This window comes from Pseudomonas sp. B20(2017), from assembly GCF_002113125.1.
In the GTDB taxonomy this organism is placed as follows: Bacteria; Pseudomonadota; Gammaproteobacteria; order Pseudomonadales; family Pseudomonadaceae; genus Aquipseudomonas.
On record NZ_NEJP01000001.1, the window covers coordinates 227261 to 240213 of the forward strand.

Annotated in this window: 3 protein-coding genes; 2 read left to right on the forward strand and 1 reads right to left on the reverse strand. The window is 63.1% G+C overall.

Annotated features, from left to right (window positions below; all coding sequences use genetic code 11):
• Positions 1–24 precede the first annotated feature (24 nt).
• Positions 25–8682 (reverse strand): retention module-containing protein, encoded by an 8658-nt coding sequence (locus CAF63_RS01105; protein WP_085683056.1) that lies wholly within the window; start codon positions 8680–8682, stop codon positions 25–27.
• A gap of 531 nt (positions 8683–9213) precedes the next feature.
• Here CAF63_RS01105 and CAF63_RS01110 point away from each other — a divergent pair.
• Both CAF63_RS01110 and CAF63_RS01115 read left to right on the forward strand, forming a co-directional pair.
• Positions 9214–10572 (forward strand): TolC family outer membrane protein, encoded by a 1359-nt coding sequence (locus tag CAF63_RS01110; protein WP_085683057.1) that lies wholly within the window; start codon positions 9214–9216, stop codon positions 10570–10572.
• A 221-nt stretch (positions 10573–10793) separates the two neighbouring features.
• Positions 10794–12953 (forward strand): type I secretion system permease/ATPase, encoded by a 2160-nt coding sequence (locus CAF63_RS01115; RefSeq protein WP_085683058.1) that lies wholly within the window; start codon positions 10794–10796, stop codon positions 12951–12953.

A 12953-nucleotide genomic window follows, 5' to 3' on the forward strand; every position in this document is an offset into this window, starting at 1 on the left:
GGGTTTTGTCGTTTCAGCCCCGGCTCACACCGTGTCCACCTTCAACGAATGATCATTCAACATGCCGTTGATGATGGTCGCCGTGTCGTGCCCGCTGGCGATCAACCCGCCCGCCCCCGGTGTTACACCGTAGTGGCTGGCGAGGTTGACGCCGGCCAGGTCGATGGTCTGGTTCGGCGTGGCGCCGGCCATTGCGCTGACGTCGATGCTGGTCATGACCGAGGCGCCGCTGCCGGTGACGGTGAAGTGCAGGTAGTCATCCAGTGATGCCGACGTGCCGTTTTCACCTTGCAGCAGTTGCGACAGGTCGAGCTTGTCGGTGCCGGGGGTGAAGTCGGTGACGAGGTCGTGACCGCTGTTGCCCTTGAACCACTGGAAGGTGTCGGCGCCCGGCCCGCCGGTGAGGGTGTTGTTGCCCATCCCGCCGATCAGCAGGTCATCGCCCCCGCCGCCGTTGAGAATGTCGTTGCCCAGACCACCGTTGATCACGTTGTTATTGTTGTCGCCGGTGAGGGTGTCGTTGAAGTTTGAGCCGACAAGGTTTTCGATGCCGGTCAGGGTGTCTGTGCCGGCGCCAATGGTGTTTTGCGCACCGAGCAGGCCAAGGTTGACCGTCACCCCGGCGGTCGCGTGGGCGTAGCTGGCGGTGTCGATGCCAGTGCCACCGTCGAGCAGGTCGTTGCCCGGGCCGCTGTAGAGCAAGTCGTTGCCGGCGCCGCCGTGCAGTTCGTTGTTGCCGGAACCTGCGGTGAGCACATCGTTACCGTCGCCGGCGTTGATGATGTTGTCGCCGGTGCCGGCCACCAGCACGTCATCGCCCGAGGTGCCGGTCAGGGTGTGGCCGTCCTGATAGCTGATGGTCACGTTCGCCGTGTCGCTGCCGCCGTGGTTGTCGTTGGCGGTGTAGGTGCCGTGGTAGTCCGGAGTGATGTCGTGGGCCCCGGCGTAGTTGAGGGTCATGGTCAACTGGTAGTTTTCCGCCGCGTTGACGTTGTTGCCCGTGGTGTTGCTGATGTTGGTGATGTGGATCTGGTAGACGCCGTCGGACGTCGCGGTCAGGGTCTGACCGTCCGCGAGGGCGATCCAGGCGCCGCCGTTGATCGAGTACTCCATGGTGATGTGACCGGCCGCCAGGTTGTGGTCCAGGTTGAGGGTTTCGCCCTGGCGCAGGTTGACGGTGATGCGGTCTTCATCGTTGGCGTTGGTGTTGGTCACCGCGCCGAGGTAGCCGCTGACCACCAGCACGGCGGTCATGGTCGCGGCGTTGGCGCTGAACGAATTGCGCACGTTGGCCAGGTTCTGGTTGGCGGCGGTGTTGGCGTTGGTGCCGGTGAAGCTGATCGCGCCGGTGCCGGTGAAGTCCGCCGATTTTGAGATCCAGCCAGTATTGAACGAGGTTGGCGTGGCGTTGAGGGTGTCGCCGTTCGGGTCGGTGTCGTTGGCCAGCAACAGTTCGCCCGGCACCACGATGTTGCCCGACAGCACGTTGGTGATGATGTGGTCGTCCACCGCCACCGGAGGCGCGTTGGGGATCACTTTCACGGTCAGGGTCGAGCTGGCGAGGTCGCCGTCGTTGTCGCTGAGGGTGAAGCCGATGTTTTCGGTGATCACCACGGTGGTGGTTTTCTGCGAGGTGTAGCTGTAGTCGCCGGTGTCGAGGTTGACCACCAGCGTGCCGCTGTTGTTGGTGGCGATGCTCAGGGTGTTGTTCACCGTGTTGAAGGTGCCGTGGTTGGCGCCGCCGCTGGCGACCAGTGAACCCTGACCGCCGTTGGCTTTCGGGTCATAGGTGTAGGTGGTGCCGTCGACCACGATGGATTTGATGAAGCCGCCATCGGCGCCGAACGTGCCGCCCTCACCCAGCAGCGAACCGGTGACCGGCGCGCCCTCAACAGTGCCGGAGAGCACCGAGTTGAGCTGGTTGAGGTCGGTGACCACCACTGCGTTGGTGTTGGTGTGAGTGATGCCGTCGTACGCCAGCGGATCGAGGTTGGCGTTGCTCACGCCGCTGCCCAGACCGATCGCGTAGTTCTTGATGTTGTTGGCATCGAGGAAGTTTTTCAGGGCGGCTTCGTCAGCCGCGTTGATATCACCCTCGTTGGGTTTGCCGTCGGAGAAGAAGTAGCCGACGTTCTGCGCCCCGGTGAGTTTGCCCGAGGTGTTGAACGCAGTCTGCATGGTCGCCACGGCCGCATCGTAGTTGGTGCCGCCGCCCGCACTCAGGCCGGCCAGAAGGGTCTTGGCCGCGGCGACATCGACCCACACCGAAGTGCGATCAGTGGCGTTGCTGCTGAAGGTGACGAGCTGCACTTTCACATCACCCAGATCGTCGTACTTGTCGAGCAAGGCGCTGATCGCCTGCTTGGCCAGTTCCAGCCGCGACAGACCCGGAACGCCGGAGGCGTCGGCCATGCTGCCGGAGATGTCGAGGACGATAAGGATGTTGGAGTCGATCTCCACCGCCGCCACCGAACGATCCGACGCTACTGCTTTGGGCACGTCGTCGACGATGTTGACCACGATGCTGCTGGTGGTGCTGTTGCCCAGCGCATCGGTGGCTTTGTAGGTGAAACTTTCGCTCAGGGTGTTCGGCCCGTCGTTAGCGTTCGGCGTGGTTTTCGGCGCCGAGGTCAGGGTATAGGTGTACGTGCCGTCGGCGTTGAGCTGGATCTGCCCGTAAGTCCCAGTGGCGCTGCCGACCAGGGTGTAGGTGATCGCCCCGCTGCCGCCGCTGACCGAACCGACCAGCGTGCCACTGGCAGTTTCGCCGGTATTGGAAGGATCGCTGCCGGTGACCGTGCCGGGGGCCAGGTCTTGTCCGTCCTTGGTCAGATCGAGGGCTTTTTCGTAGACGGTCACGTCCTGATCGGTCGAGGCCACGAGTTTGCTGTCGGCGACGTTGACGGTGATGGTGGTGGTGCTTTCGTCGCCGTCACTGTCGCGAATGGTGTAGGTGAAGGTGTCGGTAGCGCCCGGCGGGCTCACCGAGTTCGGGTTGCTGTGATAGACCGCGTTGCCGGCCGCATCGAGGGTCAGGTAACCGTAGTTGCCGTTGATGTTGCTGTTGAGGCCGCCGATGGCCGAAGTCGCGGTGTTGCCGCCGGCGCGCACGCCGACCACGATCGCCGCGCCATCTGCACCGCTGATGTCGTTGCCCAGCACGCTGATGTTGACCGTGCCGCCCTCCGCCACCGAGCCGGTGTCGGCCTTGGCGGTCGGCAGGTCGTCGATGATGTTGACGTTGATCTGCCCGGTCGCAGTGCTGCCGTCGGTGTCGGTCGCCACCACGTTGAAGTTCTCGGTGATGCTGTTGGCGCCGTTGGCGTTCGGGTGGGTTTCGTTATCCACCAGGGTGTAGCTGTAACTCACCACGCCGGTAGCCGGGTTGTAACCGGTGATGGTCAGCGTGCTGCCCAGCGGAGTGACGGTCGATTGCGGGAAGCCGGCTGCCACGCCGTTGGTCATCACGGCGATGCCACCCACGGTCAGGGTTTGCAGACCGTCGAGGGCGGTGACGGTGAAGGTGCCGCTCTGGGTCAGCGCCGGGATGTTGGGGCTGGTGCCGTCGCTGAGGTTTTTCTCGTAGACGGTCAGCTCGCCGCCATTCACGTCGAGGCCGTTGAGGACCACCGGATCGTCGTTGTTGTGGATGTTCAGCACCAGATTCGCAGTGCTGGTATCGCCGTCAGCATCGGTCAGGGTGTAGGTGAAGGTCTCGGTGCCATTGCCACCGCCGTGCAGGTTTTTGAAGTCCCCATCATTGGTGTTCAGCGTGTAGGTGTACGTGCCGTTGGCGTTCAGCACCAGAGTCCCGTACGTGCCGGTGAAGGTGCCAGGGGTAATGGGGCCGGCATTCGGACCGGTCGCCACCACGTCGGCACCTAGCACGTCGTTGGTCAGCACGTTGCCGTTGAGGGTCAACTGGGTTTCCGACGCGGTGCTGGCGTTGCTGTCGTTGATCGCCTTCGGCACGTCATCGACGATGTTGACCACGATGGTGCTGGTGACGATGTTGCCCAGCGAATCGGTGGCCTGGTAGGTGAAGGTTTCGGTCAGGGTGTTGGCGCCGTCATCGGCGTGCGGGGTGGTGCTGGCCGGTGAGGTCAGGGTGTAGGTGTACGTGCCGTCGGGGTTGAGCACGATCTGCCCGTAGTTGCCGGTGGCGCTGCCGACCAGCGCATAGCTGATCGCACCGACCGCGCCGGTGACCGAACCGACCAGCGTGCCGGACGCTGTTTCCCCGGTGCTGGTCGGATCGCTGCCGGTTACCGAGCCGGCGGCCAGATCCTGGCCGTCCTTGGTCAGATCGAGGGCTTTTTCGTAGACGGTGACGTCGGTGTCGCTGACCGCTTTGAGGCAGCTGTTGTAGACGTCGATGGTGATAGTGGTGGTGCTTTCATCACCGTCGGAATCGCGCACGGTGTACACGAACACGTCCACCGCACCCGGGCCGCTCACGGCATTCGGGTTGCTGTGATAGACCGCGTTGCCGTTGGCGTCGAGGGTCAGGTAGCCGTAGGTGCCGTTGATGTTGCTGTTGAGGCCGCCGATGGCCGAGGTCGAGGTGTCGGAGCCGGCGCGCACGCCCACTACCGCGCCACTGGCTGCCGGGCCGTCGGCGCCGCCGATATCGTTGTCCAGCACGTTGCCGCTGACGGTGCCGCCCTCTTGCACCGACGTTGCATCGGGTTTGGCGGTTGGCAGGTCGTCGATGATGTTGACGTTGATCTGCCCGGTGGCGGTGCTGCCATCGGTGTCCGTCGCCACCACGTTGAAGTTCTCGGTGATGCTGTTGGCGCCGTTGGCGGTCGGATGGGTTTCGTTGTCGACCAGGGTGTAGCTGTAGCTGACCACGCCAGTGGCCGGATCGTAACCGGTGATGGTCAGCGTGCTGCCCAGCGGCGTGACCGTAGATTGCGGGAAGCCTGCCGCGACGCCGTTAGTAATCACGGCAATGCCGCCCACGGTCAGGGTTTGCAGACCGTCGAGCGCGGTGACGGTGAAGGTGCCGCTCTGGGTCAGTGCCGGGGTGTTGGGGCTGGTGCCGTCGCTGAGGTTTTTCTCGTAGACGGTGAGTTCGCCACCGTTGACGTCGAGGCCGTTGAGATACACCTGATCGTCGTTGTTGTGGATGTTCAGCACCAGGTTCGCGGTGCTGGTATCGCCGTCGGCATCGGTGATGGTGTAGGTGAAGGTTTCGGTGCCGTTGCCGCCGCCGTGCAGCGCTTTGAAATCGGCGTCGCTGGTGTTGAGGGTGTAGGTGTACGTGCCGTTGGCGTTCAGCACCAGGGTGCCGTAAGTCCCGGTGAAAGTGCCGGCGGTGATCGGGCCGGCATTCGGGCCGGTCGGCACGCGGTCGGCGCCCTGCACGTCGTTGGTCAGGACGTTACCGCTCAACGTGAGGTTGGTTTCCGAAGCGGTGCCCGCGTTGCTGTCGTCCACACCTTTCGGCAGGTCGTCGACGATGTTCACGTCCAGCGTGGCGTTGGCGGTGGTGCCGTTGTCATCGACCACGGTCACGGCGAATTGCTCGTTGAGCACGTTGGCGCCGTTGGCAGTCGGGTGCGCTTCGTTATCGACGAGGGTGTAGCTGTAGCTGACGACGCCGGTCGCAGCGTTGAACCCGGTGATGGTCAGCGTGCTGCCCAACGGAGTTACGGTTGATTGCGGGAAGCCTGCTGCCACGCCGTTGGTGACCACGGCGATGCCGCCGATGGTCAGGGTGGTGACGCCGTCCAGCGCGGTGATGGTGAAGGTGCCGCTTTGGGTCAAGGCTGGAGCATCGGGGCTGCTGCCGTCGCCGAGGTTTTTCTCGTAGACGGTGAGTTCGCCACCCTCGACGTTCAACCCGTTGATGACCACCGGATCGTCGTTGTTGTGGATGTTCAGCACCAGGTTGGCGGTGCTGGTGTCGCCGTCGGCATCGGTGATGGTGTAGGTGAAGGTCTCGGTGCCGTTGCCGCCGCCGTGCAGGGCTTTGAAATCGGCGTCGCTGGTATTCAGCGTGTAGGTGTAAGTGCCGTTGGCGTTCAGCACCAACGTGCCGTAAGTGCCGGTGAAAGTGCCGGGGGTGATCGGGCCGGCGTTTTCTCCGACAGGCACGCGGTCGGCGCCCTGCACGTCGTTGGTCAGGACGTTACCGCTCAACGTGAGGTTGGTTTCCGAAGCGGTGCCCGCGTTGCTGTCGTCCACGCCTTTTGGCAGGTCATCGACGATGTTCACGTCCAGCGTGCCGTTGGCGGTGGTGCCGTTGTCATCGACCACGGTCACGGCGAATTGCTCGTTGAGCACGTTGGCGCCGTTGGCGGCTGGATGCGCTTCGTTGTCGACCAGGGTGTAGCTGTAGCTGACGACGCCGGTTGCAGCGTTGAAACCAGTAATGGTCAGCGTGCTGCCCAGTGGTGTGGTCACCGATTGTGGGAAGCCTGCCGCCACACCGTTGGTGACCACGGCGATGCCGCCGATGGTCAGGGTGGTGACGCCGTCCAGCGCGGTGATGGTGAAGGTGGCGCTTTGGGTCAAGGCTGGAGCATCGGGGCTGCTGCCGTCGCCGAGGTTTTTCTCGTAAACAGTGAGTTCGCCGCCGTTCACGTCGAGGCCGTTGATGATCACCGGGTCGTCGTTGTTGTGGATCTGCAGGACGAGGTTCGCGGTGCTGGTGTCGCCGTCGGCATCGGTGATGGTGTAGGTGAAGGTCTCGGTGCCGTTGCCGCCCCCGTGCAGCGCTTTGAAATCGGCGTCGCTGGTGTTGAGGGTGTAGGTGTAGGTGCCGTTGGCGTTCAGCACCAGGGTGCCGTAAGTCCCGGTGAAAGTGCCGGCGGTGATCGGGCCGGCATTCGGGCCGGTCGGCACGCGGTCGGCGCCCTGCACGTCGTTGGTCAGGACGTTACCGCTCAACGTGAGGTTGGTTTCCGAAGCGGTGCCGGCGTTGCTGTCGTCCACGCCTTTTGGCAGGTCATCGACGATGTTCACGTCCAGCGTGCCGTTGGCGGTGGTGCCGTTGTCATCGACCACGGTCACGGCGAATTGCTCGTTGAGCACGTTGGCGCCGTTGGCAGTCGGGTGAGCTTCGTTATCGACGAGGGTGTAGCTGTAGCTGACGACGCCGGTCGCCGCGTTGAACCCGGTGATGGTCAGCGTGCTGCCCAACGGAGTTACGGTTGATTGCGGGAAGCCTGCTGCCACGCCGTTAGTGACCACGGCGATGCCGCCGATGGTCAGCGTGGTGACGCCGTCCAGCGCGGTGATGGTGAAGGTGCCGCTTTGGGTCAAGGCTGGAGCATCGGGGCTGCTGCCGTCGCCGAGGTTTTTCTCGTAGACGGTGAGTTCGCCACCCTCGACGTTCAACCCGTTGATGACCACCGGATCGTCGTTGTTGTGAATCTGCAGTACGAGGTTCGCGGTGCTGGTATCGCCATCGGCATCGGTCAGGGTGTAAGTGAAAGTCTCGGTGCCATTGCCACCGCCATGCAGATTCTTGAAGTCCGCATCATTGGTGTTCAGCGTGTAGGTGTACGTGCCGTTGGCGTTGAGCACCAGAGTGCCGTAAGTCCCGATGAATGTACCGGGGGTGATCGGGCCGGCGTTTTCGCCGACGGGTACGCGGTCGGCGCCTTGCACGTCGTTGGTCAGCACGTTGCCGGTCAGCGTCAGTTGAGTCTCTGTCGCCGTACCATTGTTGTCATCGAACGCTTTCGGGACGTCGTCGGTGATGTTGACGTCCAGCGTGCCAGTGGCGGTGTCGCCGTTGCTGTCGCCAGCGATCACGGTGAATTGTTCGCTGAGGTTATTGGCACCGTCGCCCGCCGCGTGGGTTTCGTTGCCGTTGAGGGTGTAGCTGTAGCTGACCGTGCCGGTGGCCGGGTTGTAACTGGTGATGGTCAGGGTGTTGCCCAGTTGCGTGGTGATCGATTGCGGGAAACCGATCGGCACGCCGCCGACAATCACATTGATGCCGCCGATGATCAGGCTGGTCAGCCCGTCGGGCGCATTTACGGTGAAGCTGCCGCTCTGGGTCAGCGCACCGGAGTTGGCAGCAGAGCCGTCCGGCAGATTGGCTTCGTTGAGAGTCAGTTCGCCGCCCGCGACGGACAGCCCGGAGAGGGTCACCGGATTGTTGACCGGTGGTGGTGGCGGAACAATCGGGGCGGCCTGGCCGTCGCCGTTGTCGATCACGGCGTTATGCCGCTCTTCGGGAAACTCGGGAATGCCATTGAAACCGGCGGTGGGGAAACCGATGACCGGATCGACCCGGCCCGCCACTTCGGTCAACAACACGAAACTGTGACCGCCACCCAGCGCGCCCGGCGCACCACCGGTGGCTCCGGGGCCGGCCGCGGTCGCTTCGGCGGATTGGGTCGGGTCATCGCCGGCGGCAATGGCTTTCTGGATCTGTTCGACGTCGGTCAGTTGCGACTCGCTCGGGGTCACCGCTTCCGGGGCATTGACGTGGGCGGCCTGATCGGCGAGCAACTGCCCGGTCATGGTCAGGCTGCTGTCCCGACCGAGGGTCAGTTCCTGGCCATTTTGCAGATGGACGGCAACCGCCCCCTCCGCCCCGGTGATCAATTGATCTCCTGCAAACAGACGATCACCTTCGACCAATGGGCGCCGACTGCCGTCAGCTGACTGAGCGAAAACCTGACCAATGACTTTAGTGACGATCCCGATGAGCGTTGCCATGTGCATTCCTCCGCTGCCGACCACCGTCGGCGCTGGTTCGCGAAGCAGCCCATGGCTCAAGCGGGTTGTCGGGGCGACGCTCGCGCCTCGACAGTTCGTTTCGCAGGTTGCACAAATCCAGAAACGCCAATGCCATCAAGTAGTTGGAGTCTCTGTTAAATGCTGCATTCCCACTAGCGCTACGTAACGGTGGTGAATCACCCGAGTGACAAAAAACTGTCGCTCATCAGCCGCTACGCGTCCCTCCCCTTTAGCAGTACTTCGCCGTATGTCGCAAAGTGAGTGGAACTTTCCTCAAGCCTTTCTGTGCTCCCTAACGCGCATAAAACAAAGGCTTTCGAGTGGAACAATGTGCTGGATTTGGCGAACCGCATAAGTTTTTTTTGGCATAACCCATATGAAAATTTTTTCTTAGCTACGCTTCAGGATGTTCTTAGCTCTGTTGTTACAGGCATGAAACGCTTTTTACTAAAAATATCGTCAACAAATTGGCGACAGCGGAACACCATCAGGACTCAGGGAGATGCACCCATGCGCGTACTAACCCCCCTCTGCAGCGCGGTTTTGCTGGCCATGCCTTGCACTTCCCAGGCACAGGCCATGAACCTCACCGAGGCGATTCAGAGCACCATCGCGACTCACCCGGAACTGGCCTCGCGCGTGGACGCGCGCCTGTCGGCTGATGAACAGGTGAAGGTCGCCAAGGGCGGCTTCTATCCGTCGGTGGATCTGAACGCTGCCTACGGGCGCGGCTACAGCGACAACACCAACACCCGGGCCTTCGGTAACCACCACACCGAAATCCTCAATTACACCCAGTCCGAGCTGCGTCTGCGGCAGATGCTGTTCGACGGTTTCAACACTGCCAACGAGGTCGAGCGCACCAAGGGCGTTTCCAACTCGCGCGCCTATTACGCGCAAGGCACCGCCCAGGACCTGGCCCTGCGCACCATCGAGGTCTACCTCGAAGTGCTCAAGCGTCGTGAACTGGTGACCCTGGCCAAGAACAACCTGCAGGCGCATTTGCGCGTCAACGACCAGATCGGCCTGCGTACCGAGCGCGGCGTGGGCAGCACCGCCGACTCCGATCAATCGGTTGCCCGTAAGGCGCTGGCGCAGAACAACCTCGACACCGCCGAAGTTGATCTGGCCGACGCCGAGTCGAACTTCTACAGCGTGGTCGGGCGTATGCCGGATGAACTGGAAACCCCCGCCTCGACCCGCGGCGAGTTGCCCGCCACTCTGCCCGAAGCCCAGCAGAGCATGGTCGAAAACAACCCGTATCTGAAATCCGCCCAGGCTGACGTGCAATCGGCCGAGAGCCAGTACGAAGTCGCCAAGTCGCCGTTCTATCCACGCTTCGATGCGGAAGCGGCGGTCGGCGCCAACAACAACGTGCAGGGCGACGAGGGCCATGACAACGAATGGCGGGTCGGTGTGGTGATGAACTACAACCTGTTCCGTGGCGGCAGCGACAAGGCGAGACTGGCCTCCGATGCGCACCAGATCAACCAGGCGATGGACATCCGCAACAACGCCCTGCGTCAGCTCAACGAGAACATTCACCTGGCCTGGAACGCCATGGTCAACGCCAAGAAACAGACCCCGACCGCCCGCGAATACGCCGAAACCACCAAGCGTGTGCGCGCCGCGTATCAAGATCAGTTCGGGCTCGGCCAGCGCACCCTGCTCGACCTGCTCGACAGTGAAAACGAGCTGTACAACGCCAACCGTCGCTACACCGAGATCCGCTACACCGAGGAATATTCGATGTACCGCGTGCTGGCGAACATGGGCCAGTTGTTGAACAAGCAGCGGATCGTGCTGCCGGCCGATGCGATTGCCGCGACCGAAGTCAAAAACGAAGCACGCTTGCCCGAGCTGAAGTAGTCCCGCGTGCAGGCGCTGCCGAAGGCCGCAACCTCGTTCCCACGTCGAGGCGTCGAACCGTCCGCGTGGGAATGCCTTTAGGGACGCTCCGCGTCCGGTGACACGGAGCGTCACGGGCTGCATTCCCACGCAGAGCGTGGGAACGATCAGTACGGTTAAACGCCTCGCAGTAATACAGGGTTGATGTGGATAGCCGAGCCAGCTCAACGGGAGCGATCAATATGACCAGCATGCAACCCGGTAACACCGGGATCGATCCGCGGCTGAGCTTCGATGACCCGCTGCTCGACGGTCTGTTGATCCTCTGCAAACTCCATGGCGCGACGGTCAGTCGCGCCAGCCTGAGCGCCGGACTGCCCCTGGACAAACAACGCCTGAGCCTGGACCTGCTGCCCCGTGCCGCCGCCCGGGCCGGTTTGCAGGCGCGGCTGCTGCGCCGCGACCTCAAGGACATCTCCCCGCTCAACCTGCCGGTGCTGTTGCTGCTGGGCAACGGGCGCACGGCGGTGCTGCGGCGGTTTGCCGAAGACGGCAAGGCGCTGATCCTGCCCAGCGAAGCCGACGGCGGCGAGCAATGGGTCAGCCGTGAAGAGCTCACCGAACACTACAGCGGCCAGGCCTTGTTTGCCCGGCCACGGCATGAGCTGGAAGACCTGCGCTCGCCGCTGGTGCCACGGGTGCAGGCGTGGTTTCGCGACACTCTGAAGCTGTCGAAATGGCTGTACAGCGACGCGATCCTCGCCAGTTTCCTGATCAACCTGCTGGGCCTGATGGTGCCGCTGTTCGTCATGCAGACCTACGACCGCGTGGTGCCGAACCAGGCCACCTCGACCCTGTGGGTGCTGGCCATCGGATTGCTTATCGGCACCGGTTTCGAACTGGTGCTGCGGGTGGTCCGCGCGCACCTGCTGGACACCGCCGGCAAGAAGACCGATGTGATCCTTTCCGCGACTTTATTCGAGCGCATCACCGGCATGGCGATGAAGGCCCGGCCAGCGACCATCGGCGGATTCGCCCAGAGCATTCACGACTTTCAGGGGCTGCGCGAATTTCTCACCGCCGTGACCCTGACCAGCCTGATCGACCTGCCCTTCGTGGTGTTGATGCTGGTGGTGATCGGCCTGCTCGGTGGCTGGCTGGTGGTGATTCCGCTGCTGGCGTTTCCGATCACGATCGTGTTCGCGATGATCATTCAGGCCCGCCTGCGCGACACCGTGCAGAAAAGCCTGAGCCTCGGCGCCGAGCGTCAGGCGTTGCTGATCGAAACCCTCGGTGGCCTGGAAACCCTCAAGGCGTGCAGCGCCGAAAGCGAGCGCCAACACAAATGGGAAAGCACCCACGGCGCCCTCACCCGCCTCGACAGCCATGCGCGCAATCTCTCGGCGCTGGCCACCAACGGCACGCTGTTCATCCAGCAGTTTTCCGGGATGGCGACGATTGTCGCCGGGGTCTACAGCATCATCGCCGGCAATCTCAGCGTCGGCGCACTGGTGGCGACTTACATGCTCGGCAGCCGCGTGCTCGCGCCGCTGGGCCAGATCGCCGGGCTGATCACCCGCTACCAGCAAGCGCAACTGACCATGAAAAGCACCGACGCGCTGATGTCCCTGCCCCAAGAGCGCGACGGCAAACAGCGGCCGCTGGAGCGCACGCAACTGCAAGGGGCGCTCGACGCCAACGCGGTGACTTTCCACTACAACGGCCAGAACGCGCCGGCCCTGAGCAATGTCAGTTTCAGCGTCAAACCCGGCGAGCGGATCGGCATTATCGGCCGCAGCGGCTCGGGCAAAAGCACTCTGGCGCGGCTGGTGATGGGGTTCTACGAACCGGAAGAAGGCCAGTTGCTGCTCGACGGCCTGGACGTGCGGCAGCTGGATGTCGCCGACCTGCGCCAGCAGATCGGTTACGTCGCCCATGATTTGCCGCTGCTGGCCGGCAGCCTGCGTGACAACCTGACCCTCGGTGCCCGCTATATCAGCGATTCGCGGATGCTTGAAGTGGCCGAACTGACCGGCGTCACCGAGCTCGCCCGGCAGCATCCGCAAGGCTTCGACCGGCCGGTGGGCGAGCGTGGGCAACTGCTCTCCGGCGGCCAGCGTCAGGCGGTGTTGCTGGCGCGGGCGCTGTTGCTCGACCCGCCGATCATGTTGCTCGACGAACCCACGAGCGCCATGGACAACAGCAGCGAAGACGTTCTGCGTCAGAAACTGCACGGCTGGATGCAGGGCAAAACCTTGCTGCTGGTCACCCACCGCACTTCGATGCTGAGTCTGGTGGACCGGTTGCTGGTGCTGGACAACGGCCGGATCGTCGCCGACGGTCCGAAAGAAGCGGTCATCGATGCACTGCGCAAGGGCCGGGTCGGCTCGGCGGCGGTCTAG